The organism is Phyllobacterium sp. 628 (assembly GCF_014189505.1).
Taxonomy (GTDB): domain Bacteria; phylum Pseudomonadota; class Alphaproteobacteria; order Rhizobiales; family Rhizobiaceae; genus Phyllobacterium.
Window position 1 is genome coordinate 622,757 of sequence record NZ_CP050301.1, and the last position, 25,518, is coordinate 648,274.

General features: G+C 54.5%; 19 protein-coding genes and 2 pseudogenes. 11 read left to right on the forward strand and 10 right to left on the reverse strand.

Features of this window, described 5'->3' with window-relative positions; genetic code table 11:
• The first annotated feature begins 133 nt into the window (after window positions 1-133).
• Both HB779_RS04635 and HB779_RS04640 read left to right on the forward strand, forming a co-directional pair.
• Window positions 134-3,520, forward strand: coding sequence for a GH92 family glycosyl hydrolase (locus HB779_RS04635; protein WP_188344623.1), 3,387 nt, complete (start codon window positions 134-136; stop codon window positions 3,518-3,520).
• Between the two features lie 68 nt (window positions 3,521-3,588).
• Entirely contained in the window at window positions 3,589-6,543 is a 2,955-nt protein-coding gene (locus HB779_RS04640; RefSeq protein ID WP_188344624.1) for a GH92 family glycosyl hydrolase, read from the forward strand.
• Between the two features lie 655 nt (window positions 6,544-7,198).
• Here the strand turns inward: HB779_RS04640 and HB779_RS04645 are convergent.
• The gene (locus tag HB779_RS04645) at window positions 7,199-7,609 is read right to left on the reverse strand and encodes a hypothetical protein (RefSeq protein ID WP_188344625.1); all 411 of its coding nucleotides are present in this window, start codon (window positions 7,607-7,609) and stop codon (window positions 7,199-7,201) included.
• A 15-nt stretch (window positions 7,610-7,624) separates the two neighbouring features.
• Here HB779_RS04645 and dnaJ point away from each other — a divergent pair, with 15 nt between their 5' ends.
• From dnaJ to HB779_RS04680, 7 genes are all read left to right on the forward strand, one after another.
• Complete coding sequence (gene dnaJ, locus HB779_RS04650) at window positions 7,625-8,752, forward strand: molecular chaperone DnaJ (protein ID WP_188345774.1); 1,128 nt, start codon at window positions 7,625-7,627, stop codon at window positions 8,750-8,752.
• Between the two features lie 84 nt (window positions 8,753-8,836).
• Window positions 8,837-9,430 carry a phospholipid N-methyltransferase PmtA gene (gene pmtA / locus HB779_RS04655; RefSeq protein ID WP_188344626.1) on the forward strand — a complete coding sequence of 198 codons (594 nt, stop codon included), beginning with the start codon at window positions 8,837-8,839 and terminating at the stop codon, window positions 9,428-9,430.
• Between the two features lie 39 nt (window positions 9,431-9,469).
• Window positions 9,470-10,054 (forward strand): NADPH-dependent FMN reductase, encoded by a 585-nt coding sequence (locus HB779_RS04660; RefSeq protein WP_188344627.1) that lies wholly within the window; start codon window positions 9,470-9,472, stop codon window positions 10,052-10,054.
• Window positions 10,055-10,148: 94 nt separating this feature from the next.
• Window positions 10,149-10,844, forward strand: a complete 696-nt coding sequence (gene pyrF / locus HB779_RS04665) for an orotidine-5'-phosphate decarboxylase (protein ID WP_188345775.1) — start codon at window positions 10,149-10,151, stop codon at window positions 10,842-10,844.
• A gap of 47 nt (window positions 10,845-10,891) precedes the next feature.
• The gene (locus HB779_RS04670) at window positions 10,892-11,179 is read left to right on the forward strand and encodes a DUF1330 domain-containing protein (protein WP_188344628.1); all 288 of its coding nucleotides are present in this window, start codon (window positions 10,892-10,894) and stop codon (window positions 11,177-11,179) included.
• Window positions 11,180-11,373: 194 nt separating this feature from the next.
• Window positions 11,374-12,651 carry a polyhydroxyalkanoate depolymerase gene (locus HB779_RS04675; protein ID WP_188344629.1) on the forward strand — a complete coding sequence of 426 codons (1,278 nt, stop codon included), beginning with the start codon at window positions 11,374-11,376 and terminating at the stop codon, window positions 12,649-12,651.
• A 333-nt stretch (window positions 12,652-12,984) separates the two neighbouring features.
• Window positions 12,985-13,608, forward strand: coding sequence for a transglutaminase-like cysteine peptidase (locus HB779_RS04680; protein WP_188344630.1), 624 nt, complete (start codon window positions 12,985-12,987; stop codon window positions 13,606-13,608).
• Between the two features lie 104 nt (window positions 13,609-13,712).
• Here HB779_RS04680 and HB779_RS04685 read toward each other — a convergent pair.
• The 5 genes and pseudogenes from HB779_RS04685 to HB779_RS04705 all read right to left on the reverse strand — a co-directional run.
• A pseudogene (locus tag HB779_RS04685) lies at window positions 13,713-15,020 on the reverse strand (YifB family Mg chelatase-like AAA ATPase); the annotation flags it as partial.
• Window positions 15,021-15,445: 425 nt separating this feature from the next.
• Window positions 15,446-16,177: a hypothetical protein gene (locus tag HB779_RS04690; protein ID WP_188344632.1), complete on the reverse strand. Its 732-nt coding sequence runs from the start codon at window positions 16,175-16,177 to the stop codon at window positions 15,446-15,448.
• Window positions 16,174-16,515: an AAA family ATPase gene (locus HB779_RS04695; RefSeq protein WP_188344633.1), complete on the reverse strand. Its 342-nt coding sequence runs from the start codon at window positions 16,513-16,515 to the stop codon at window positions 16,174-16,176. Before HB779_RS04695 ends, HB779_RS04690 begins: the two co-directional genes overlap by 4 nt.
• Before the next feature lie 1,093 nt (window positions 16,516-17,608).
• Window positions 17,609-17,839 (reverse strand): annotated as a pseudogene (locus HB779_RS04700) (magnesium chelatase domain-containing protein); the annotation flags it as partial.
• Between the two features lie 166 nt (window positions 17,840-18,005).
• Window positions 18,006-18,884 (reverse strand): MBL fold metallo-hydrolase, encoded by an 879-nt coding sequence (locus tag HB779_RS04705; RefSeq protein ID WP_188344634.1) that lies wholly within the window; start codon window positions 18,882-18,884, stop codon window positions 18,006-18,008.
• Between the two features lie 150 nt (window positions 18,885-19,034).
• On the opposite strand from HB779_RS04705, the gene HB779_RS04710 reads away from it, so the two are divergent.
• Window positions 19,035-19,937 carry a LysR family transcriptional regulator gene (locus HB779_RS04710; protein ID WP_188344635.1) on the forward strand — a complete coding sequence of 301 codons (903 nt, stop codon included), beginning with the start codon at window positions 19,035-19,037 and terminating at the stop codon, window positions 19,935-19,937.
• Here HB779_RS04710 and gshB read toward each other — a convergent pair.
• The 4 genes from gshB to HB779_RS04730 form a co-directional block, all read right to left on the reverse strand.
• Window positions 19,934-20,875 carry a glutathione synthase gene (gene gshB / locus HB779_RS04715; RefSeq protein WP_188344636.1) on the reverse strand — a complete coding sequence of 314 codons (942 nt, stop codon included), beginning with the start codon at window positions 20,873-20,875 and terminating at the stop codon, window positions 19,934-19,936. The two genes, HB779_RS04710 and gshB, sit on opposite strands and share 4 nt — an antisense overlap.
• A gap of 145 nt (window positions 20,876-21,020) precedes the next feature.
• On the reverse strand, window positions 21,021-21,338 hold the full coding sequence (locus HB779_RS04720; RefSeq protein ID WP_244642558.1) for a septal ring lytic transglycosylase RlpA family protein: 318 nt from the start codon (window positions 21,336-21,338) through the stop codon (window positions 21,021-21,023).
• A 474-nt stretch (window positions 21,339-21,812) separates the two neighbouring features.
• Entirely contained in the window at window positions 21,813-23,003 is a 1,191-nt protein-coding gene (uxuA, locus tag HB779_RS04725) for a mannonate dehydratase (protein ID WP_188344638.1), read from the reverse strand.
• A gap of 25 nt (window positions 23,004-23,028) precedes the next feature.
• Entirely contained in the window at window positions 23,029-23,805 is a 777-nt protein-coding gene (locus tag HB779_RS04730) for a GntR family transcriptional regulator (RefSeq protein ID WP_188344639.1), read from the reverse strand.
• 286 nt (window positions 23,806-24,091) lie between these two features.
• On the opposite strand from HB779_RS04730, the gene uxaC reads away from it, so the two are divergent.
• Entirely contained in the window at window positions 24,092-25,492 is a 1,401-nt protein-coding gene (gene uxaC / locus HB779_RS04735; protein WP_188344640.1) for a glucuronate isomerase, read from the forward strand.
• Window positions 25,493-25,518 lie beyond the last annotated feature (26 nt).

Consider the following 25,518-nt stretch of genomic DNA (forward strand, 5'->3'; position numbering starts at 1 on the left):
CATGATTTAATCGTTTGAGGCCGCTTTGGGAGGAGCCAGCCTTTAAATGCGATACCTGCCCGTGCGCAATCGCCCCGCAGGCTTTTTATTCATCACAATATTTAATCGATTTAAATTTCGGGGAGAGAGATTTATGGCGCTCAAGAAGACGCTTCTCACAGGATTTCTTGTCTGTGGCATGCTCGCGGGTTGCAAAGGTTCGGAGGATAAGCCGGCTAATGCGACGTCGCAGGGGACTTTCAACGATCTGAATGCGCGGATCGACGAGATACAGAAATCCAATCACAGCACGCTCGATGCCTTGAACGGGCAGATTGCTCAATTGAAGCAGCAATTGGCCGAGGGGACGCAGACCAATCAGGCGTCGCTCAATCAGCTTACTGTGCTCATAGCGGAACTGGAAAAGCGGGCAGACGAGAAAGGCAAGACCGATCAGGAGACGATCCGTCAACTCACGGGTCGTATTGCAGAGCTGGAAGGAAAATCTACCACTGATCAAAGTACTATAGAAGCCCAGAAAAAGCTTCTGGCGCAGCTACGGACGGACCTGGATAAGGCTCTTGATCCCACGGAGATCAATGCTCTCAAGGAAACCATTGGTAAAATACAGGCAGCGCTTGACACAGCAAAGGCAGATACGACCACTGCGGATGCAATTAAGAAATTGGAAGATCGAATTGCTGAGCTGCAAGGCAAATTAGATACGCTGACAACGGCCAATCAAACAATTATTGGCGCGTTGAATGAACGTATTGCCGCACTGGAAGATATGGTGAAAGGCGTCGCACCAATCACTCAGGAGCTGGCGCAATATGTCAACACGCTGCGCGGTGCTAATTCCAGTGGCGATTTCACCCGCGGCAACACATTTCCTGCGACAGCCCTCCCTTTCGGTTTCAATTTTTGGACGCCGGTCAATCGGGACGATAATAATTGGTTTTATCAGTTCAAGAGCTCTACCAACCCTGATGCTGGCAATGAAGGCACAGTCCTCGACAAGATCATGGCTTTTGCCGTTGTGCATATGCCGAGCCCATGGATCGGCAATCGTCAATCCTTGCAGATCATGCCGATCAGCGATCCAAGCGTTACCACTAAAAGCGGGCGGGCGGAAAAATTCCAGCGCAAAAACGAGATTGCCAAGGCCCACTATTACAGCCTGACTTTTGACAATGGTATGCAGACCGAAATCGCCCCAACCGACCATGCCGCCTATTTTCGCTTCACCGCTCCAGCCAATAAGCTGAGCACGACTATTCTGTTTGATGTGTTCTCCGGCAGCGGCAATCTCGACATAGATCAGGTCAACGGCACAATTTCCGGATACACCGATCAGGGTAATTCAAGTCACAGAGCACCGAATCTCTATTTCTATGCCAAGTTTGGCAGCAAGATCACCGGCTCCAAAAAGATGGGCAATAACGGCGTAACGTCCTGGGTCCAGTTCGATACGCCTGATACCGGCAAGGTGGTCGGTATGAAAATTGCCACCTCCTTTATCAGCGTGGATCAGGCAAAAGATAACCTCAATCAGGAAATTGCTGACAAGTCGTTTGACGAAATCAAGGCACTCGCAGAAGCCGCGTGGAATGCCAAGCTCAACACCGTGCAGGTAGAGGGAGCGACGGACGACCAGAAAGTTACCCTCTATTCCAACATGTACAGGAGTTTCCTCTATCCCAATTCCGCTTGGGAGAACGTCAAGGGCACACCTACCTATGCCAGCCCCTATGCCCCCGGCAATCTGCTGAAGCCGGGAAAAATCTGGGTCAATAATGGCTTCTGGGATACTTACCGAACCACATGGCCGCTCTATACGCTGCTGTTCCCCGAACAAAGTGGGCAGATGATCGATGGCTTTGTCAACGGCTACAAGGATGGCGGCTGGGTCACCCGCTGGTCCGGACCGGGTTATGAAGACAGCATGGTTGCGACCAGTTCGGATATCATTTTCGCTGATGCATACCTTAAAGGTGTCCGAAATTTCGATGTCCAGGCTGCCTATGATTCCATGGTGAGAAATGCCTCAACCTTTAGTTCCGATTCGTCCAAAGGCCGCAAAGGCATGGAGAAATCCATCTTCTATGGCTATACGCCGACGGAAGTAGTCATCAGAGACCCGGCTCCAGGGCATGTCGCGTGGTCGCTTGAAGGCGACTTGAACGATTTTGGTGTTTCTCAGCTTGCGGAAGCTTTGAAGAAGGAAGACGACCGCGCTTATTTCTCTAATCGCGCTATCAGCTACAGCAATCTTTTTGATTCCGCCTCGACAGACTCTTGGGCTGGCGGATGGTTCCGTTCGAAAAATAGCGCAGGTGATTGGCAAAACAACTCTATCAAGCCGGATACATGGGGCTATGGCTATACGGAAGGCGATGCATGGTCCTATGCGTTCCTGACCCCGCAGGATGGACAGGGTCTTGCCAATCTCTATGGCGGCCGCGCTCAGCTGAAAGCCAAACTTGATGGCTTCTTTTCAGCAAAGCCATCGTCTGGTGGTGGTAGCTACGGCTGGAGCGAAATCCACGAAATCAAGGAAGCCAGAAAGGTCGCTGAACTGGCAAATGTCGGACAGTATCAGCATTCCAATCAGCCGGTTCACCATTCGATCTATATGTATAATTATGCCGGTGCGCCTGCCAGCGGACAGAAATATCTGCGCGATGTCATGAGCAAGCTCTACACATCGGGGCTAGACAACAACGGCATCCCCGATGGCAGCGGCTATATCGGCGATGAAGACAATGGCGAGCAATCCGCCTGGTATGTTTTCAGCGCCATGGGTTTTTATCCCGTCAGCATGGGACGCCCGGAATATGCGATTGGTGCGCCCTATTTTCCCAAGATGACGGTCTGGCTGAAGAATGCAAAGAATGAGAGCAGAAAGATCACCATCAACGCACCCAGCGTCAGCGATACCAACCGCTATGTGCAAAGCGTTCGCCTGAATGCCAAGGACATCACGCGCAGCTATCTCCTGCATTCGGAAATCGCTGATGGAGCCACGCTTGATTTTATCATGGGCCCCAATCCTTCGTCCTGGGGAACCGGGGAGGCTGATGTGCCTTCCTCCATCACTCAAGGCACAGCAAAGCCTTCGCCGCTTCAATCGGTATTGCCTGCAAAAACCTATGACGTAACAGCGAGCACGCCAGACAAGGCAGCAAACCTCTTCGACAGGGATTCCGGTACCGCGTGGCAAAGTGCGTCCGGTCCGGCGTGGATCGAGGCGTCGCTTCAAAGCGACAAAAAAGCCAGCGCCGTCACGCTCTATACGATCACGTCGTCCAGCGACCAAGCCCAGGATCCCGCAAACTGGACGCTCAAGGGTTCGAGTGACGGCACGACGTGGGTAGTCCTTGACGAGCGCAAGGATCAGACATTCCAGTGGCGCAGACAAACCCGTCCCTTCGCTCTGAAAACGTCTGCAACTTATGCCAAATACCGGCTGGAATTTGGAGGGAGCGGCGCTTTGTCTCTGGCGGAGTTCGAGTTGCTGGCAGAGCCGCAAAAGCCCTGATCTTCGGTCGTTGGTCCATGCATTTTCATCGAAAAATGCGCTGGTCTACGCGCATTGAGGAGGACGTTATGACATTTAAAAAGGTCATTTTGGCGGGGTTGTTGTCTTGCACCATGCTTGCCGGCTGTCACGATGAAGACAAGCAGGCCGCCGCGTCCAAGGGGACTTTCGCGGGGGACGCGACGGACAAGGACACGAAATCGCAGGACGCCGTCGTGGCGGCTCCGCAAACGCAACCCGATGCAACCAAGGATGCTGCAGCGACGCTGCAAGATCAGGACCTTGCCGGATATGTCAACATCATGCGCGGCGCCCATTCCGCCGCGTATATTGCCGACGGCTATTCCCGCGGCAATACATTTCCGGCCATGGCCCTGCCATTCGGTTTCAATATGTGGTCGCCGGTCAATCGTAGCGCCAAGTGTGATGATTCCAATTTCAACAACACCAAGCTCTGTGATGGCTATAAGGGCAATGATTTCTTCTATACTTTTTATGAAAATCGCGACGATACCAAACTGCTCGGTTCGATTCAGGCTTTTGCTGTCGTCCACGAACCAAGTCCATGGATAGGTAACCGGCAAACTCTGCAGATCATGCCGGTCAGCAAGACCGACGCATCAGGCAATTTACTCACGGACAGGATGGAGCGGGCCGAAAAGTTTCAACGTTCCAATGAAACCGCTCACGCCCATTACTACGGCATAACGTTCGACAACGGCACCAGAACGGAAATGACGCCGACAGATCATGCCGCATATTTCCGTTTCACGGCTTCTGCCACCCAACCGGTTCTGACCATCCTGTTCGACACATTTGCCGGTACAAGCGGCACAATAACCATCGACAAAGCGAATGGCGTTGTGTCCGGGTCTACCGATCACGGTGCACCGCGGATGTATTTCTACGCAAAATTTGACGATACGGTCACCCAAACCAAGCAACCCGATGCGGCAAAGCTCACATCCTGGCTGCAGTTTGATACGTCCGGCGCCAGCAAGATTGTTGGTTTGAAGATTGCCACGTCGTTCCTCAGCGTCGATCAGGCAAAGTCCAATCTGGAGCAGGAGATTGGCACCAAAACCTTCAACGACGTGGAAGCACTGGCCAAGGCTGCCTGGAACAAAAAGCTGAATATTGTTCAGGTGGAGGGTGCAACGGAAGACCAGAAGACCATCCTCTATTCCAACATGTACCGCAGTTTTCTTTATCCGAATTCCGCATGGGAAAATGTGGCTGGCGTGCCGACCTATATGAGTCCTTACACCAGTCCACCAGCGCCCAAAAAGGGTAAAATATGGGTCAATAACGGCTTCTGGGATACGTACCGTACGACATGGCCGCTCTACACGCTGCTGTTCCCAAATGCGGCCGGAGAAATGATTGACGGTTTCATCAATGGCTACAAGGATGGCGGCTGGGTGACGCGCTGGTCCGGCCCCGGTTACGCCGACATGATGGTGGCGACGAGTTCCGATATCATCTTCGCCGACGCTTACATGAAGGGTGTCCGCAATTTCGATATTGCTTCGGCCTACGCATCAATGGTCAAGAATGCATCCGTTTACAGTTCCGACGACAGCAGGGGCCGCAAGGGTATGAACGAAACGCCCTTTTACGGTTACTCGCGACTGGGCGATGAAAACGTATCGTGGTCACTTGAGGGCTATCTCAACGATTTCGGTGTGGCGCAAATGGCCACGGCGTTGGGCAAGACCGATGATGCAGCCTATTTCTCCAACAGCGCCATCAATTATGCCAAGATTTTTGACGGCGAATCGACGGGAACATGGGCTGGGGGCTGGTTCAGAAAAAGAGCCAGCGACACCAGTTGGGCCAATACCAACAGTACACCGCAGAGCTGGTATGGCGCCTATACGGAAGGCAATGCCTGGCACTATGCCTTTCTCGCTCCGCAGGATGGCCAGGGTCTGGCCAATCTTTATGGGGGCCGCGACAAGCTGAAAGCCAAGCTCGATGCCTTCTTCACGACGCCGCCTTTGAAGGATGGCGACTTCTACATATCAAAACCGGAAATCGTTTCGGCTTATGACGTCTCGAAGGCAGCCAATGTTGGCGAATATCAGCATTCCAACCAGCCGGTGCATCACTCGATCTATATGTACAATTATGCCGGTGCGCCTGCCAGCGGACAGAAATATCTGCGCGATGTCATGGATAAGCTCTACTTTTCCGGGTTTGATGCCAATGGGAACCAGACCGGCAATGGCTATCTCGGTGATGAAGACAATGGCGAAATGTCCGCGTGGTACGTTTGGAGCGCCATGGGGGTTTACCCCGTCAGCGCCGGACGACCTGAATATGCCATTGGCGCACCCTATTTCCCGAAAATGACAGTGCGCGTGGAGGATGCCAAGGGCGCCGTCCACCAGATCGTCATCCAGGCGCCCAATGTCAGTTCCAGTAATCGGTATGTGCAGAGCGTCAAGCTTGATGGCAAGCCGGTCAGCCACAATTACCTGCTTCATTCGCAGATCGCCAATGGTGCGCTGCTGGAATTTGATATGGGCCCCAATCCATCGCAATGGGGAACGGGGGCGGATGATGCGCCGGCTTCGATCACGACGGGGTCTGCCAAGCCAAGGCCTTTCACGTCGCTTCTGGTAGACAAGTCCTACGCGGTCACCGCCAGCAATGCGGTCAACACCGACAGTCTGTATGACCGCAATTCCAGCACGGCCTGGAATGGAACGGCGCCTACATGGGTAGAAGCTGACAAGAATGCTCCGAAAGCGGGCGACAGCGTATTGCTTTACACGCTGACATCAGCGGCTGCCGCAGAGGGTGATCCGGTGAGCTGGACGTTAAAGGGATCGAATGACGGCACGAACTGGACGGTACTGGATGAGCGCAAGGACCAGAAGTTTGAATGGCGTCAGCAGGTCAAGCCGTTTGCCCTGAAGACTCCGGCGGCTTACTCGAGATACCGTCTGGAGATCGGCGGAACCAAGCCTGTAAACCTGTCAGAGTTTGAATTGCTGGGCTATCCCGCAACGCCCTGATGCAATTTCCCGTTGGTGATATTGCAAAAGGCACCACCCCTTACCCTCCCACCTGTGGGGAGGTTTGGGGTGGTGATTGGTACTTCACCCCCCCTCTGCCCTGTCGGGCATCTCCCCCACAAGGGGGGAGATCACATCGACATTGAGGAGGTCGCTCAATTTGCAACTCTTGAAGATTAGCTGATACAGCCATGAAGGCTGATCTCCCCCCTTGTGGGGGGAGATGCCCGACAGGGCAGAGGGGGGTGAAAACAATCAATCTGTTGTTTTCAAATACATCCCTGCAATCTCCCCCTCTCCCTCATGGTGAGCTTGTCGAACCACGCAAAATGGTTCTGAAGTATCCATATCCCACTAAAAATATGCACAAAATTGCACGCACCCCAAAAACAATCTGCAAACTTATCCACGCCCTCAAAACCTGTCGTATTATCCGCATGTCCTTTCCGGCGGGAATGCTTCCGGAACCGTTCGAAAGTCGGAAAGGACCGGCGCCTCCGCGCTTCGGGTCGACGGAACCCGAAGCTCCGGGGAGGTTCCGTCCAATGTTCCAGGGCCGGTACTATGGCCGGCATGTGTCTTGACGGACACTCGCGGCAAAGTCGCGCGATACGGGACGCCAATGTCCCAATCAGGCGAAAATGCCTGATATCGGTCAGTGCGCCACGGTGGAACGGGCGGAAACAGAAATCGCCGGGCGGGTGGTCCGAAAGATCGCAAACCCCATTCTACCAATCCAAGACCGCGTTCCAAGGACCGCCCGTCTTTCCCACCTTTCAACAGCCAGACGCATCAGCGGGCGTGGCAATGGGGAAGTATGACCACCTGATAAAGTGAAGTGAAGATTATCAGCCAGCGCGTCGCGAAGCGCTTTCCGAAATTCAAACCGCGAGGCTTTACTTTCAGTATGCGTATAAAACCGTGGAAGGATTGCCACAGAAACGCAATAATGCGCAAATATGCGGCGCTTGGGGCGAATCAATCCAAGTTGCCACTGGCATTTTGAGCGTTGAACACTTAAATACCGCTCTAAAACAGGCTTCTGCGTGAGGCTTTCTGATTTCATGGAATGAGTGTTTGGATGAAGGCTGACTATTACGAAACCCTCGGCGTAGCCAGAGGCGCTGATGAGAAAGAGCTGAAAAGCGCTTTTCGTAAACTGGCGATGCAGTATCACCCCGACAAGAATCCGGGCGATGAAACGGCCGAGCACCGGTTCAAGGAAATCGGCGAAGCCTATGAGACGCTGAAAGACCCCAACAAGCGCGCTGCCTATGACCGTTTCGGTCACGCGGCCTTTGAAAATGGCGGCATGGGTGGCGGCGGCGGTTTCGGTGGTACCGGTGGTTTTGCCGATATTTTTGAAGACATTTTTGGCGAGATGATGGGTGGCGGTCGCCAGCGCCGCTCCGGCGGACGCGAACGCGGTGCCGATCTGCGCTACAATATGGAAATTACGCTGGAAGAGGCCTATGCCGGCAAGACGGCACAGATCCGCGTGCCCACATCCATCGTCTGCGATGAATGCACCGGCACAGGTGCCAAGGCTGGCACATCACCGGTCACTTGTAACACGTGCGGCGGCTCCGGCCGTGTCCGTGCGGCTCAGGGTTTCTTCTCCATCGAGCGCACCTGCCCAACCTGTCACGGCCGTGGCCAGACCATCAAGGACCCTTGCCCCAAATGTGCAGGTCAGGGCCGAATCACCGAAGAGCGTTCGCTTTCGGTCAACATCCCGGCTGGCATCGAGGACGGTACACGCATCCGTCTGACCGGCGAAGGCGAGGCGGGTGTTCGCGGCGGCCCGTCCGGTGATCTCTATATTTTCCTGTCGCTGAAGCCGCATGAATTCTTCCAGCGCGATGGTGCGGATCTCTACTGCAAAGTACCGATTTCCATGACAACGGCAGCTCTTGGCGGCCAGTTCGAAGTGGCTACGCTTGATGGCACGCAGACCCGGGTGAAAATTCCCGACGGCACGCAAAACGCCAAGCAATTCCGCCTCAAGGGCAAGGGCATGCCGGTTTTGCGCCAGCCAGCCATGGGTGATCTCTACATCCAGATTTCCATTGAGACACCGCAGAATCTCAACAAGCGCCAGCGCGAATTGCTGGAAGAGTTCGAGCGTGTGTCGTCGCAGGACAACAGCCCGCAATCCTCCGGCTTTTTTGCCCGCATGAAGGATTTCTTCGAGGGATTGAGCGAGTAATTTTGTTACGGAATTAAGACAACTGGCCTTGCTTCCGCCACGAGTTGCGTCATAAATTTGTCTGACTGCGACGGGAGGATGAGCATGACACGACCATTGGGTAAGAAACTCGCTGAAAAATTCGGCGAGGAAATCCGGTTTTTCAAAGGCTGGATGCACGGGCCAAAGGCTGTCGGCTCCATTCTGCCGACGAGTTCCATCACCGCGCGCCGTATGGCCAGTGTCGTCAATCCGCATTCCGGCCTGCCGGTACTGGAGCTCGGGCCGGGTACGGGTGTCATTACCCGCGCCATTCTCGGCCGCGGTGTGGCTCCCTCCGATCTTTATTGTGTCGAATACTCAGCGGATTTCGCCGAGCATCTGCGCGAGGATTTTCCCGGTGTGAACATTATTGAGGGCGATGCCTTCAATCTCGACAAGACGCTGGGCGCACATAAGGACCAGATGTTTGATTCGGTCGTCTCGGCCGTGCCGCTTTTGAACTTTCCGGTTGGCGAGCGGGTGAAGATCATCGAGGATCTGTTGCGGCGCGTTCCGCACGGCCGCCCGATTGTCCAGATTACGTATGGCCCGATGTCGCCGGTTCCGGCCGGTCGCGGCAACTACAAGATTGAGCATCTCGATTTTATCATCCGCAATGTTCCTCCCGCGCGGCTGTGGATTTATCGCCGCGCCTGATTCCCCGATTTCCATCGCTTGACCCCTGAAGGGAACTCTATGCTGCCGAAGATTCTCGTTTTCGCAGGTTCCAACCGTACCAGCGCTTACAGCGGTCAGGTTGCCGATGTCGCAACAAAAACATTGGCCGCTCTGGGCGCTGACGTGACGCGTATAGCCCTGATCGATTATCCCTTGCCGATCATGGATCAGGATCTGGAAACGGAAAAAGGCATCCCGGAGAATGCCATGAAGCTGGGCCGCCTGTTTGCGGCACATGATGGCATTCTCATTGCATCGCCCGAATACAATTCATCCATTCCGCCGCTGCTGAAAAACACAATCGATTGGGTCAGCCGCATTTCGCGGGATGGTGAAAAGCCCTTGCGGCCCTATTCTGGAAAGATCGTCGCCTTGTGTTCATCTTCCGACGGACAGTTTGCCGGCGCTCGCGGGCTTTATCATTTACGCTCGGTGCTGATGAATGTTGGAACACAGATTCTCAGCGAACAATGCTCGGTCCCGCATGCACACGAAGCCTTTGCCGATGACGGCTCGTTTCATGATGCGCGAACAGCCAAAGCCATGGAGCGGGTCTGCCAAACGCTGGTTGATCACACAACCCTGGCAAAATCCCGCCTATAAGCCGTTTTCTGGCCACCATTTGCCATTCTGAGCTTTTCTATCGCGTTCCGTTGTGCGATGGGGTGACGATCAACAGAAAAGGTGGTTTGTCATGATGGAAGCGGCTTTGCGCGATCGCCTCATCGTAGGCCTTGATGTGCCTTCAGTGAATGATGCGGCGAAAATTGTCAGTGAACTTGGCGACACGGTGTCGTTTTACAAAATTGGCTATCAGCTGGCTTTTGCCGGTGGCCTCGGTTTCGCTTCAGAACTGGTTCAGTCCGGCAAAAAAGTCTTTCTCGATATGAAACTGCTCGATATCGACAACACAGTCGCCAAAGGCGTCGAAAACATCGTCAAGATGGGTGTGTCGATGCTGACGCTCCATGCCTATCCCAAAGCGATGAAGGCAGCTGTGGAAGCGGCGCGCGGCTCTGATCTCTGTCTGCTTGGCGTTACGGTGCTCACCTCCATGGACCAGCAGGACATGATCGATGCCGGTTACGAGCACGATCCGCACACGCTGGTGCTGATCCGTGCCGAGCAGGCCCTGCATGCGGGCATGGGCGGCATTGTCTGTTCGGCAGCGGAAGCATCTGCTGTGCGCAAGATCGTTGGACCAAAACTTGCCGTCGTCACCCCCGGCATCCGGCCGAAGGGCGCTGATATCGGCGACCAGAAGCGCGTCATGACCCCGTCAGATGCCCTGCGCGAAGGTGCCAGCCATCTCGTGGTTGCAAGGCCCATCGTCGGCGTGGCAGATCACAAAGCTGCGGCAGAAGCGATCCTTGCCGAAATGGCCACTGTCTGATCAAATCCGCCAAAATGAATCGCCTGAACAGGCGGATTGGAGGATTGATGGCCAAGGGATATTGGATTGCACGCATCGATGTGAAAGATGCCGAGGGTTACAAGGGCTATATCTCAACCGCAAAACCGGCGTTCGAACGGTTCGGTGCAAATTTTCTCGCCCGTGGCGGCGCATTCCATGAACTGGAAGGCACAGCCCGTGCCCGCAATGTGGTGATCGAGTTTCCATCGGTGCAGCACGCGCTCGATTGCTACAACTCTGTGGAATATCAGGCCGCCAAGGCCATTCGCAAACAATATGCCGAAGGCGAAATGCTCATCGTTGAAGGAGCCTGAGCCTTCATCTGTGCAGTGCGCAATTTATGTTGCGGTTGCACAATGATTTGTGAACATCTTTCTCCGGGCTAATCCTTTTGTTGCATTGCAATATCGGTCAAAGCGGGTAGGGTTATTCTCCCGTCAAGAACATTTTCATCTTTGGTGAGCATGTTCTTGAGATCGCCGTTGTGTTGATATGATCGGACAGTGGAATGTTCTACCAGCTTTATGAACTCAATCACGCCGCACTCCAGCCCTATCGGGCTTTGGCGGATGCCACGAAGCTGTTCTATGACCATCCACTCAATCCGTTCTCGCAAACGATAATTGGCCGCTCCATCACGGCTGGCTGCGAACTGTTCGAACGGACAACGCGTGCCTACGCCAAGCCGGCTTTCGGTCTTCCAACGACAATTGTTGATGGTGATGAAGTTGAAATCCGCGAAAAGATCGTCTGGTCCAAGCCATTTTGCAACGTGATCCATTTCAAGCGCTCGCTTCCTGCCAAGCGTGGTGCCGACCCCAAGATTCTTGTCGTTGCGCCGATGTCCGGCCATTACGCCACTTTGCTGCGCGGTACTGTCGAGGCATTGCTGCCGCATGCGGAAGTCTACATCACCGATTGGGTTGATGCGCGCAGTGTGCCGCTGACCGCCGGCCGTTTCGACCTTGACGATTATGTCGACTATGTCATCGAGATGTTCCATGCGCTCGGTGAAGACACACATGTGGTTGCTGTCTGTCAGCCATCGGTTCCGGTGCTGGCAGCAGTCTCCGTCATGGAAGCCAATGGTGACCGTTTCGCGCCGTCCAGCATGACATTGATGGGCGGCCCTATCGATACCCGCAAGAACCCGACCGCAGTCAACATTCTGGCAGAGGAAAAGGGCATTAAATGGTTCCGCGACAATGTCATCATGTCGGTGCCGTGGCCGCATGCGGGCTTTATGCGCGAAGTCTATCCGGGTTTCCTGCAGCTTTCGGGCTTTATGAGCATGAACCTTGATCGCCATATTACAGCGCACAAGGAATTCTTCACGCATCTGGTGCAGGAAGACGGCGACTCCGCCGACAAGCACCGGGAATTCTATGACGAATATCTCGCCGTGATGGATTTGACGGCTGAATTCTACCTGCAGACTGTTGATACGGTTTTCGTTCGTCAGTCGCTGCCAAAGGGTGAAATGACCCATCGCGGCAAGCTGGTTGATCCTTCTGCCATCCGCAACGTTGCGCTGCTCACTGTCGAGGGCGAGAACGACGATATTTCCGGCGTCGGCCAGACCAAAGCCGCCCAGACCCTGTGTGTAAACATCCCCGATGCGATGCGTATGCACCATCTGCAGGCCAAGGTCGGTCACTACGGCGTGTTTAACGGATCGCGTTTCCGTGCTGAAATTGCACCACGTATTGTCCAATTCGTTAACGACCATGCGCAGGCCAATCGCAAGAGCAACGTGACGCCGATTGGCAAACGCGCTCGCGGCTAAAGGCAATCTCCGACTGTTAAAGAGCTCGCGCCGGAAGCGTTGTTTTTCCGGCAGCGGTGGTATTACACTAGCTGTACTTCGATAAATATCAATAAATTCAACCTCTTGCCGGTTTGTGTATCGAACGCATTTCCGCCAGCGGAAACGGCCGCCTTGCGGTCTATGTGACCAAGGCGGCATCGCATACCCATCAAATTTTCCTCAAAATCTAGGAAGTTCAAATTTTAACCATATATTAACAATGGCGGGATCGTGGCGCCATTGTGATTGACTCATATCCCCTCCCGACATTAACGTTTTGTTAACGAAGGCTGGTTGGGTTCGGAGTAAAGCATGTTCGGAGCGGTGAAATTTTTGAAGACGGTAGGGTTCGCCGCGGCATTGTTTGCTGGCGCGCTCATTGCAAACCCGGCTTCCGCGACCGAAGCATTCATGCAGACAGGCGGCCTCACGTCACAGCCAATCGGTCACTACGAATTTTGCAAGCGTCTTCCTGACGAATGCTCGATCCGCAGCCGCAACGTTATGCCTGCCAAGATGACGCGTGATTTCTGGGAGCTGATCGTTAACGTCAACGCTCGCGTCAACCAGACGGTCAAGCCATTGACCGACATGGAAATCTACGGCGTTGAAGAATATTGGGGCTATCCCGACAAGGTCGGCAATGTCGGTGATTGCGAAGATTACGTGTTGGAGAAGCGCCGCGAACTGATCCAGGCAGGCATTTCACCGGCCGATCTCCTGATCACTGTCGTTCGCAAGCCTGATGGCGAAGGCCATGCCGTCCTCACTGTCCGCGCCGATACTGGCGACTTCATTCTCGACAACCTCGCTGACGGCGTAAAGAACTGGTCAGAAACCGACTATACCTATCTGAAGCGTCAGGCGACCAACAATACTGGCCGCTGGGTCAGCATCGAAGCACCAAGCAACATTCTGGTGGGTTCAGTTCGCTAAACCCTTGTTCGTGAAATTGGGAAATCCCGGATCGAAAGGTCCGGCATTTTCTATTTTGATACACCATTCGTAAATGAACGGGTGCAAATCCCTGTCAAACCGCCCTAGGCGGCCTGATGGGCGGTGTCGGTCGCCATCCGGTAAGAGATGGCTTCTGCAAGATGGATGCGCCCAAGAACCTCTGCCCCATCGAGATCCGCCAATGTCCGCGCCACTTTCAGCACGCGGTGATAGCCGCGCGCCGAAAACCGCATTTGCTCGCTCGCCTGTCTCAGCAATGTCATGCCAGCACTATCCGGCTGCGCCACGTCTTCAATCATCGCGACCGGGCAATGCGCATTGGATGTGATCTGCGGATAGCCCAGTTGTTCAAACCGCTGTTTTTGGATGTCACGGGCACGTGCCACCCGTATGGCAACCGCAGCGCTGGCTTCCGAATTGGGTCTATGAATGAGATCGGCGGCGCTGACGGCAGGGACTTCGATACGAAGATCAATCCGGTCGAGCAGTGGCCCCGAAATGCGCGCCTGATAGTCCTGCTGGCAGCGCGGACCTCTGGCACAGCGATGGCCAGGTTCTCCTGCCATGCCACAGCGGCAAGGGTTCATGGCCGCGATAAGCTGGATTTGGGCGGGATAGGAGATACGGTGATTGGCCCGGGCGATCATGCATTCACCCGTTTCGAGCGGCTGGCGCAAGGAGTCGAGCACTTGCGGTGTAAACTCGGGAAACTCATCGAGAAACAGCACGCCGCGATGTGCCAGTGAAACTTCCCCCGGCCGGGCGCGGATACCGCCGCCCACCATCGCCGCCATGGACGCTGAATGGTGCGGCGCGCGGAAGGGCCGCCGGTTCGTCAATTTACCGCCGAGCAACTCGCCCGCGACGGAGGCGATCATCGACACTTCAAGCAATTCGCGCGGCAAAAGCGGCGGCAGAATGGACGGAAGCCTTTGGGCAAGCATCGATTTGCCCGATCCGGGCGGTCCGACCATGAGGAGGTTGTGGCCGCCTGCAGCGGCAACCTCGAGGGCGCGTCTGGCGCTCTCCTGCCCCCGGATATCAGCAAGATCGGGCAGGTTGGTGGCATTGGTCTGCATGGCAGGCTCGGGGCGCGACAGAACCTGATTGCCGCGAAAATGATTGGCCAGACTGATCAGGCTGCGCGGCGCCAGAATATCGATTTCCTCGCCAGCCCAAGCGGCCTCGGGTCCACAGGGCGCCGGGCAAATCAGGCCGCGTTCCTGTCTATTGGCGGAAATAGCCGCTGGCAGCACACCCGCCACATGGGTGATCGTTCCGTCAAGCGATAGCTCGCCCAGCACAACATAGCCTTGCAAGGCATCAGCCGGTATCGCGCCAAGCCCTGCCATCAGGCCAACGGCAATTGGCAGATCGTAATGGCTGCTTTTGCCCTATTATGCGATTCGTATGCATTTTAGCTCATCGCTATAGTATCGATCAGGCTTGACAGGAGCTGGACACAACTGTCGATTCCTTTCGGGGTTAGCTTTCTCTCTTTGACTTGGGCAGCATTGCCACAAAGTGGCATTGCTGATCCCCAGCCAACGCTACGAGCGAATGGCCGGGTCAAGGCCGTAGAACAAGCGATAGCGCAGTGTGCCTTGATGCGGTCAGTCGGGAGTGGCACTTAGTCATAGAGCATCCGCCGTAGGCGGATTCATTTTTTCCGAATTCGATTTGGTATAAATTCTGGACCAGCTTGGTACGATCACATAGTTCGTTAGGCTTGAGTATCTGGGCACGGCGAAGTCATCGTCTTACTAGACGGGCTTCCAATTTGTCCCTACGACAACCAATCGGTGGGGGAGGTTCTTCATATTTGGCGGTTAACGAGAGATAGATAAGTTTCAATTTCTTCCTTTGCCATCGTCTCCTTTAGAACGAGTTCCTGTGCAATCTTTAGTAATTCGGATTGAAAGCGTGTGACGATTTCAATTGAAATCTCGTAGGCATTTTCTAGCCGGTTGTTCACCGCCGCGCTTACATTCAATGCAGCCATTTTGTCGATTGGACTTACCGTTGCAGTATGCACAAGTCGATTGACAGCGCCCGTTCCGAGGACTGTTTCCAAAGCGAGTGCTATTTCAGTCGCCTTGGCAAGGTCTGACTGGTCTGAGCCGCCACTTCCGAGACTTGGCGTCCCGAGTACGACCTCTTCGGCAGCTCTGCCAGCGAGAATAGAAATTATTCTCGCCGCATAGGCTTCTTCCATGTCAAGGGTATCAAGGTCTTCGCGTCCATCCACATAGGAACGTCCACTAGGGCCATTAATCGTTACCGCCTCTATGCTACCTTGTCCGAGATGATAGCGTGCCACGACATGACCTGCCTCGTGTACAGCTCTCCGCCATCGAGATTCTTCTGATCGTTTTGGCTTGCCACTCTCCAGCCGATCCGCAATATCACTATAGGCCAGCTCTCGCTTTTCACGCCGGGCGGTTTTACGCGCTTCGCGAACGACGCGTTCGATATCGGCCCCAGTCAGGCCAACGGCTTTCAGAGCGAGAGAGCGAACGACAGCGTCGGCAGTTTGGTCGTTCATCATGGTTTCAATCCGGTGGTTCCACCTTTAACTGGCAGATTGTTGTTACGCCCGGTCTGCATGGCTTCCAGTCCACCTGGAACGATGCGTGCTAGGTCAGCTCCGATCTGATGTTCTAGAATGCCGCAAAGTGTATCGATGTCGGGTTGCGATATTGGGACATGATGTTCAAGTCTTCCTGATCTGAGCAAGGCTGGATCTATAAGCTTAGGTAAATTGGTCGCCGCGAGGAGTATGACCCCCTCCGTCTTTACGACACCATCGAACAGTTCCAATGCCCGATTTGTCAGCGTGTTCCAGTAGTCACTGTAGCGTCCGCGATCGTTGCCTTCTATGACCAATCTTCCTATCCAATTCAATCAGAGTTCATAGGCAAGACTAAAAAGATTCGGGGTACGGTGCGTTATACGACAATCCCTAAATCGAAAGGACGTCCCACGCCGACACCAAAAGCAATTACTCTCATAATTGATAGAGTTCTTAGCTCATCTAAAAGACAAATATCCCAAAGTTACTGGATTGCGGCTATGCTCATGCATACTGCAGGCTTTAGGAGTATCGGCGCGGAACGGCTCCAGCTTGGTGATTTGGCAGACGGCCTCATGGAGCACGGCATACATAATAATGGTGAGCCGTTCGACTTGGGAGCCGGAGCAACAAACTTGGCGATTCAACGACATGTATATAGTGGAACACGCCGATTAAAAGCTGCGATGAGCGGCAAGATTTTTTTTAACATCACAGAAAAGAACGATGACACAAGACAGGTCTCGGTGACGATCGATGATTTCAATAATATGCTGGCATATGTTTGGGGCAAACGACAGCGGGACGTTGAGAACCTCACTCCGAGGCAAAAGCCTGTTTCCGATTGCTTTTTTTGTCGCGTAAGGGGCCCACCTATCAGCTCCAAGCGAAAAGCATCCGTAACTACATCAATAAGATATTCAAGGAATTGGGAATTCCAGGATCGGCTCATCGATTGAGAGCAGCGTTCATTGAAGCCGTCGTTCGAAAAGCGTCCTTACGCTCAAGGGCAGCGAACGGAGCTTTTGCCGATCAGGCTAATGTTGGGGTGGAGGGAAGTGAGGCGGGGGGCCACAAAAATTTTAATACTACAACAAAATATTACACAAACAGATTGCATCGTGAAACGGATCTAATTGAAGGGGAGATCCTTGTCACGGAGGATAAACCTTTAATTGACCTCCATAGGCTTCTTCAGGCGGTGGAACCTCTTCAGAGGCAACTGATTTTGGCGGCGGTCGAAGCGATAGTAGCACAAATGACTAAAAGTTAGTTCGCTTTATCCTGCTTCGGCCCGATGTTTCTCTCACTGCTGTTTTCTCACGACGTATGCGTATGCAAAGCTTAATAAACTGTGCTAAATCAGAGGCTTAGCACGAATACGTCATCAGAATAGGGCAAAACGAGGCCTTCTTTCGGCAGGTCGGCTGGAGCCAGATTAATGGTGATCTTCTTTGGCGGCAAAGAAAGTCCGGAAGCATGCAATGCTGCCTGCACGCGCTCGCGGCTTTCGGCCACCGCCTTATCAGGCAGACCGACAATATGAATACCCATTTTACCGGGGGCAATCATCACCTGGACGTCGACAGGCTGGGCTTCAATACCTTGAAAAGCGACCGTACGGACGCGGGTGACCATGAAAAATTCCCTGAAAATGCTGCTTAAAAATGAATTTATATCAATAACGCTACCTGATCACATTTCACGCTGCGTGACAAGAACATTTAAGGAACATTCATTCGTCTAACAAAAACTGCGCCGGCACTGAATCCGACACAGATATTTCAACTTCAAGGTGTGGGCCTCAACCCCACTTCATTTCGCCCTTGGCGACCTTTGCGCCCAGTTCCAGCGACGAAACATCGAGAAGATCGGGATAGCGATGCTTCATCGCCGCAATGAGTTCAACACTGGATTTGGCTTTGCCGGCTTCCTCATTAAAAGCTTGGAGATAGTCGCGGGTAAATTCTACCGCTGCGAGACCATTTGGTGCACCGGCGGCCTGATGGGATGGCACCACGATTCTGGGTTCGCGCGCTACGATTTCATCAAGCGCAGCAATCCATTTTTTGCGGTCGTCAATGTTTGGCTCATCGGCAACCCAGATATGTACGCCGGACGAGATCAACACGCCGCCGAAAACGGCTTCAAGGCCGGGAACCCACAGATATCGCCTGTCTTTCAGATCGGCGACAGTGATGATCTCGATCTTGTTACCTTCAAGTTCAAGTGAGGTGATATCAGACGCTGCAGGAATGACGACATCTGCCAGAACCTTGGGACCATTGTCCTTGAGCTGCGGACCCCAGACATCAAGCTTGCCCTGCACATTGGCCTTGATTGCCGCAACCGTTGCGCTTGCCGCTATAATTTTGGCGCCGGGGAAGGCCTCGGCAATCGGACGCAGGCCAAAATAATAGTCCGGGTCGCTGCAGCTGACATAAATTGTCGTCAGGGTCTTTCCTGTTGCCTTGATCGCATCAGCCACCACGCGACCATCGGACAAGGTGAATCCGCCATCGAGCAGAATGGCTTCCTTTTCGCCAGTCAATAGCACTGGTGTGCGGCGGAAGCCGTTCTCGTCAGCCTGAAAATAGGTCCATTTCAGCTTGGTAGCGGCCTTCGCAGCAAAGGTCAGGGGTTGCAATACTGCAACCGTTCCTGCGGCTAGAAGGGTTTTCATCGTCTCACGTCTTGTCCAAACGGTTTGCAAAATTTTTATCCTCAAATGGGTTCCAATTGCTCATGCAAGAGATTGGCACGTCCCCGCAGCTTGAAAAACCCCGATCAAAAAGACAAACTGTCTGAATAGTTCATACAATAGAGTGGTCCCATGGCTTCCGTCAGCTTCAACCGGTTCATCTATTTTGTCACGGTCGTAGACTTGGGCTCATTCACCGCTGCCGCAGAGCGGTTGGGCGTAGCCAAGGCGGTCGTCAGTCACCAATTATCCAAACTGGAGGAAGAGCTGGGCACAACGCTGCTGATCCGCACCACGCGGCGGCTACGGACGACGGAGGCTGGCCGCAGGTTCTACGAGCGTTGCATCGTAATTCTGCGGGAAGCCGAAAATGCTATTCATGAGGTGTCGTCAGAGGCAGATGCGCCAGTTGGCACGCTGATGCTGACGGCGCCGCTGGATTATGGTGCCAAGGTTCTTGCTCCGGTGATCGCGCTTTATCTGGAACGCTACCCGGCTGTGAGGGCCAATCTTACATTCACGGATATCCAGTTCGATTCAGTTGAGAATGAACTTGATCTGTCGATCCGCGTGGGCTGGCTGGAGGATTCAAGTGCGCAAGCCCGCCGTATTGGCTCCTTTGAGCAGCATCTCGTCTGTTCGCCAGCCTATGCCACCCGTATCGGCCCTATGGATCACCCCAATGGGTTGGAAAACGCCGATTGGATTGCCAATAGCGCACTCAAGGAACCTCTACGCTGGCTGTTTTCAAAAAGTGGAAACGAACAGATCATTATTTCGGGCAAGTCTCTGGTCACTGCCAACGGCACCGATGCCAGCTATGTCTGCGTGCTGGCGGGTATCGGACTTGCAGTGCTACCGGATTATCAGGTGGCTGACGATGTCAGGGATGGCCGGCTGGTGCGGCTGTTGCCGGATTGGTCTCTGCCGTCGGGCGGCATCTATGCGGTTTATCCGCCCGCAAAATTTCGACCGGCGCGCGTACGCGCCTTTGTCGATCTTCTTGTCGCAGCAGAAGAGAAGCGAAAGCGTTAGCGCCGCTTGGCTTCTACCGCATCCCAGAACAGAGCGGCAATGTCTGCACCGCCAAAGCGCTTGACTTCGCGCACCCCGGTTGGCGACGTGACGTTGATTTCGGTCATGTAGTCACCAATAACATCGATGCCGACAAGGATGAATCCGCGCTCGCGCAGGGAAGGACCGATACGGGCGCAAATCTCGCGCTCGCGCTCGGTCAAATCGGTTTTCTCGGCCCGGCCGCCCACATGCATATTGGAGCGCGCATCGCTTTCCGAGGGAACCCGGTTGATCGCGCCCACAGCTTCACCATCGATGAGGATGATGCGTTTATCGCCCGAGCGCACATCTTTCAGATAGCGCTGTGCGATAATCGGTTCGCGGAACATCTGCCCGAACATTTCGAGCAGCGAGGTCAGGTTCCGGTCACCATCGGCCAGATGGAAAACCCCGGCGCCGCCATTGCCGTAAAGTGGCTTCAGGATGATATCGCCGAATTCCTTGCGGAATGCCATGATCTCCTGCGGATCTTTGGTGATCAGCGTGTCGGGCATAAGGTCGGGAAATTCGGTAACGAAGATTTTTTCGGGGCTGTTGCGCACCCAGGCTGGATCGTTGACCACCAGCGTCTTCGGGTGAATCCGTTCAAGGATGTGCGTCGTGGTAATATAGTTCATGTCGAACGGCGGGTCCTGCCGCAGGAGCACCACATCCATCTCGGATAGATCGCGCGAAACCTGTTCGCCAAGCGTGAAATGATCGCCTTCGATATCGCGGACAGCGAGTTCTTCGACCCGCGCCCGGACAATGCCGTCGCGCATGCTGAGCCGGTCAGGCGTATAATGATAAAGCTTGTGGCCGCGTGCCTGCGCCTCGAGGCACAGTGCAAAGCTGGTATCCCCAGCGATCCGGATCGAATTGATGTGGTCCATCTGGACCGCGACTTTCAGTGCCATGGAACGTTCCCCGACAGGATAAGGAGTGTTGACATGGCGATGTCACGTTCAATGGTCAAGGTCAATCCTGCAGCACGATCAACATATCGTAGAGGAAAGTGTCACCGCATCCTCACCAACCGGTGAGAATGCGGTGACAGGGATATCAGAGCCTGGCCATGCAGATATTGGTGTGACCTGCGCCAACAAAGCCGAGAACGTTGGCAGCACCCTTGGAAAGGTCGATTACCCGTCCTTTGATGAAAGGACCGCGATCATTGATGCGCACGACGATCGACTTGCCATTGCGCTGGTTGGTAACCTTCACCTTGGAGCCGAAAGGCAGGGTGCGGTGAGCAGCAGTAAGAGCGGAAGGATTCATTCTCTCGCCGGAAGCAGTCTTGGAATGAAGTGCATACCAGGATGCACCGCCGCATGCGGAACCGGCATTTGCCGAAACGATACCAAACATCAAAAGAAGCATGGTTGCAGAAAGTACCTTACGGATACTTGCAATGGAGACCATATTGTAAATCGCACTTTAAATGGCCCGTGGCAGGAATTGCCAGACTGAAGATGCACGCTTGAATATGATCTTGGGCAAGTAGATCGTCACGTGAATGATTGAGCCCTTCTATTTTGGGTAAATGTGGCCTCGAGGTGACCCGATCTGGAAATATCCCTCAGCAAACCGGGCAAGATCAGCCAAGTCATTCAAAAAATTTGTCTTATTATGATTCAAAACGTGATCGCAGATGCTTGGAACAACTAATCTGTTGTGGCAGTTCGTGACGAAATGAGGCGATAATGTGATCAATACTGAACGAAAACCTAAGCAAACGCCCATTATGGCGCGCATTCGCCGGTCAATGGTTAACTCAAATTAACCGGCACGTAATGAAAAAGCCCCGACATTCAATGTCAGGGCTTCCTTGAAAACGCAGATGACAGGAGCAGATCAGGCCAGTGCTTTGGCATCCAGAGCGTGGATAATGCCGCGCAATTCGGCCAGACCGCGCAGGCGGCCGATGGCGGGATAACCGGGTGTCACATCCTTGGTCAGATCATCCAGCATGCGGTGGCCATGATCGGAGCGGAAGATGATGCTGTCGGAAGACTTGCGTTTGCTGTCCTCAGCCAGCAGTTCCTTCAGCACGGCAACCATATCCACATCACCTTCCAGATGCGCGGCTTCATGGAAGCTGCGGCCATCGCCTTCGCGGGTCGTTGCGCGCAGATGGGAGAAGTGAATGCGGGAAGCGAAGCGCCGCGCAATTTTGGGCAGGTCATTATCGGCTCGCACGCCGAGGCTTCCGGTGCAGAAACACATACCATTGGCTTGCGACCGAACAGCATCGAACAGGGCGGCATAATCGGCTTCAGTCGAGGCGATGCGAGGCAAGCCGAACAGCGGTCGGGGCGGGTCGTCAGGATGCAGCGTCAGCTTGACGCCGAGATCATCGGCAATCGGCGTCACTGCTTCGAGGAATTCAATGAGGTGCTGGCGAAGCTTGTCTGCATCGATACCCGCATAGGCTTCAAGCTTGTCGCGGAACGCCGGGATGGTCAGCGGCTCGGTTGTGGAACCGGGCAGGGCGCTGGCGATGTTGCGCGTCAAGTCTTCGATTTCCTGCCCGCTCATTTGGGCGTAGAGCGCTGCGGCGATATCCCGGTCAGCTTGCGTATAAGCAGCCTCGGCATTTGTGCGTTGAAGAATATGCAGGTCGAACACGGCAAACGTGTTGTGGTCGAACCGCATCGCGGTCGATCCCGTCGGCGTTACATAATCAAGATCGGTGCGGCACCAGTCTACGACCGGCATGAAATTGTAGCAGATGACATGAATGTCATTGGCGGCCAGCGCTTCCATACTGGCGATCCATGCAGCGATCTCCTGTTTGGCTGCGCCGCCCAGACGCTTGACTGCATCGGGGATCGGAATGCTTTCCACCACGGACCATGTCAGCGGCTTGCGCCCGGCGGGCGTTGTTTCGATCAGGGACTTGCGTTCATGCACCTGCTTTTCGGTCCAGGCTTGGCCGATGGGTACTTCGTGCAACGCCGATACAATATCGGTCGCCCCGGCCTGGCGCACATTATCCAGTGATACACCGGCGTTTGGTCCAAACCATCTCCATGCCTGACGCATTCAGTCCTCCGTCATTTCCCGGTGTTCAGACGAATGAACCGGGGTAAGTTTGTCTCAATTCATCAATATCGGGAATGACGGCATTCAGATGCTGTTTCATGGCTGCACAGGCAGCGGCCACGTCATGGATTTCGATGGCGTTACGAATAATCTTGTGTTCGGAAAGCACGTGTTCCATCCGGCCGAGTGCCGGCAGTGTCATGCGGCGGGCGCGATCGATCTGCACTTTCACAGGCTTGAGATAATGCCAGATACCGGGATGACCGGCGATTCCGGCAATGGCCTCGTGAAAGGCCTCGTCGGCTTCATGGAAGGCGCTCATATTCTGCCGGTCGGCAAAAAACTGCTGCCGCGCCAGAATTTCATCCAGCCATTCCACGTCTTTTGCCGTGGCAACAGCGGCGGCGCGTTCGACGGTTGCGCCTTCCAGCGCCTGCCGGATCACGACAGCCTCAGGAATCAACGCCACCGGTATGCGGGCAACGAAGGTTCCGGATTGCGGAAACACATCGACAAGCCCGTCTTCCACCAGCCGGATCAGGGCTTCACGCACGGGCGTGCGGCTGACTCCAAAACGTTCGGTGAGGACTTTTTCATTCAGCGCGGTGCCGGGGGTCATTTCCATGGACACGATGGCGGCGTGCAATTCGCGATAAATCGCCGTGGCTGTCGTCATGCGCCCGGCGGGAGCACCGCGCGATCCGGCTCTGGCGAAGCGGGTTGCATGGTCCCGTGCCGATGTCACGGGTTCAGCCACGGCAGTCGCGGCCAAACTCTTTTCTCCCCGGTTATGTGCTGTCATTCCAGCGCTCCATTTCACGTGTCACAGATCATCTGCCGCATTGAATGGGCGAAATCCATGAAAAATCATAGTGCCAAAGCCATCGGGAGGCGACGATTTTGACCACATCGATCTTGTTGACATACTAATATATTATTATTTACTGTTCGCCAAGATCGCAAAACCAAATGTTCACCGGTCATCGGGCGCGGGTGAACCGCAGACGGATACGGGCTGTTTCCCGGCCAAACGCTGGCACCCTTTTTATCATGCCGGCAGACACAGACGATAGCAGTAAGGACGCAAGATGCCTCTCCATCCAGACCGACTTTTTCCTGTAGAGGTTGACGCCCGTGGCATTGCCCGCCGGCTTTTTGCGGATGTCGAGAACCTGCCCATCATCTCGCCGCATGGCCATACGGACCCGCTCTGGTATGCCCACGACGAAACCTTTTCTGATCCCGCCAGTCTGTTCGTGAAGCCGGATCACTACATTTTCCGCATGCTCTATTCGCAAGGCGTCAAGCTCGAGGACCTCGGTGTTCCGAGGCAGGACGGCGGTCCGGTGGAAACGGACGGGCGCAAGATCTGGCGGCTCTTTGCCAAGCACTGGTACCTGTTTCGCGGCACACCCTCGCGGCTGTGGTTCGAGCACGCGCTGGAAACCATCTTCGGCATCACCGAGCGTTTGAGCGAAATCAACGCGGATGAATTGTATGATCGCATTGCCGAAAGGCTCAGCGATCCGTCCATGCGGCCACGCGCGCTTTACAAGCAGTTTGGCATTGAAGCGATTTCAACCACGGATGCGGCGACGGACGATCTTGCGGCGCATGATACCATTTTGGCTTCCGGTTGGCAGGGGCGGGTTGTTCCTGCTTACCGACCCGATGCGGTCATTGATGCTTCACGTCCGGGATTCCGCGACAATGTGGAAAAACTGATTGGTCTCGCAGGCGCGTCACTCGATTATGCGGGTTATCTCGAGGCGCATCGCAACCGGCGCGCCTATTTCAAGGCACGTGGCGCCACATCCACGGATCATGGCCACCCAAATGCCCGCACCGCCAATCTTTCTGCAGATGAGGCCGCCGCTCTGTTTGAGCGCGTTCTCAAAGCGGATGTTTCCAGTGGGGATGCGGATCTGTTTCGCGCCCAGATGCTGACTGAAATGGCGCGGATGAGTATTGATGACGGGCTGGTGATGCAGATCCATCCTGGCTCTTTCCGCAATCACAACCCCAACCTCTTTGCGCAGTTCGGCGTGGACAAGGGTGCCGACATTCCGCGCTCCACTGGCTATGTTGAAGAACTCAAGCCCTTGCTCGATGCATTCGGCAATGATCCGCGCCTGACACTCATCCTCTTTACGCTTGATGAAACCAGCTACAGCCGCGAACTTGCCCCGCTTGCCGGTCATTATCCGGCCTTGCGACTTGGCCCGGCATGGTGGTTTTACGACAGCCCCGAAGGCATGCGCCGTTTCCGCGAACTGACAACGGAAACTGCTGGGTTCTACAACACTGTTGGTTTTAACGATGATACGCGTGCCTACCTTTCCATTCCCGCCCGCCATGACATGGCACGGCGCGTCGATTGTGCCTTTCTGGCGCGGCTTGTGGCCGATCACCGGCTGGACGAGGATGAAGCGCATGAGATCGCGCATGATCTGAGTTACCGGCTCGCCAAAGAGGCATACCGGCTCTGAAACCAACCCAGACAGGATTGCAGGCA

Bases quoted from the DNA above. Each gene is read 5' to 3' on its own strand.
- HB779_RS04720 (WP_244642558.1), bottom strand. From the start codon at position 21,338: ATGCTTCTTTTGATGTTTGGTATCGTTTCGGCAAATGCCGGTTCCGCA.
- uxaC (WP_188344640.1), top strand. From the start codon at position 24,092: ATGCCTCTCCATCCAGACCGACTTTTTCCTGTAGAGGTTGACGCCCGT.
- pyrF (WP_188345775.1), top strand. From the start codon at position 10,149: ATGGAAGCGGCTTTGCGCGATCGCCTCATCGTAGGCCTTGATGTGCCT.
- pmtA (WP_188344626.1), top strand. From the start codon at position 8,837: ATGACACGACCATTGGGTAAGAAACTCGCTGAAAAATTCGGCGAGGAA.
- HB779_RS04690 (WP_188344632.1), bottom strand. From the start codon at position 16,177: ATGATGAACGACCAAACTGCCGACGCTGTCGTTCGCTCTCTCGCTCTG.
- HB779_RS04710 (WP_188344635.1), top strand. From the start codon at position 19,035: ATGGCTTCCGTCAGCTTCAACCGGTTCATCTATTTTGTCACGGTCGTA.
- dnaJ (WP_188345774.1), top strand. From the start codon at position 7,625: ATGAAGGCTGACTATTACGAAACCCTCGGCGTAGCCAGAGGCGCTGAT.
- HB779_RS04640 (WP_188344624.1), top strand. From the start codon at position 3,589: ATGACATTTAAAAAGGTCATTTTGGCGGGGTTGTTGTCTTGCACCATG.
- HB779_RS04660 (WP_188344627.1), top strand. From the start codon at position 9,470: ATGCTGCCGAAGATTCTCGTTTTCGCAGGTTCCAACCGTACCAGCGCT.
- HB779_RS04675 (WP_188344629.1), top strand. From the start codon at position 11,374: ATGTTCTACCAGCTTTATGAACTCAATCACGCCGCACTCCAGCCCTAT.
- uxuA (WP_188344638.1), bottom strand. From the start codon at position 23,003: ATGCGTCAGGCATGGAGATGGTTTGGACCAAACGCCGGTGTATCACTG.
- gshB (WP_188344636.1), bottom strand. From the start codon at position 20,875: ATGGCACTGAAAGTCGCGGTCCAGATGGACCACATCAATTCGATCCGG.
- HB779_RS04635 (WP_188344623.1), top strand. From the start codon at position 134: ATGGCGCTCAAGAAGACGCTTCTCACAGGATTTCTTGTCTGTGGCATG.
- HB779_RS04705 (WP_188344634.1), bottom strand. From the start codon at position 18,884: ATGAAAACCCTTCTAGCCGCAGGAACGGTTGCAGTATTGCAACCCCTG.
- HB779_RS04670 (WP_188344628.1), top strand. From the start codon at position 10,892: ATGGCCAAGGGATATTGGATTGCACGCATCGATGTGAAAGATGCCGAG.
- HB779_RS04645 (WP_188344625.1), bottom strand. From the start codon at position 7,609: ATGAAATCAGAAAGCCTCACGCAGAAGCCTGTTTTAGAGCGGTATTTA.
- HB779_RS04730 (WP_188344639.1), bottom strand. From the start codon at position 23,805: ATGACAGCACATAACCGGGGAGAAAAGAGTTTGGCCGCGACTGCCGTG.
- HB779_RS04680 (WP_188344630.1), top strand. From the start codon at position 12,985: ATGTTCGGAGCGGTGAAATTTTTGAAGACGGTAGGGTTCGCCGCGGCA.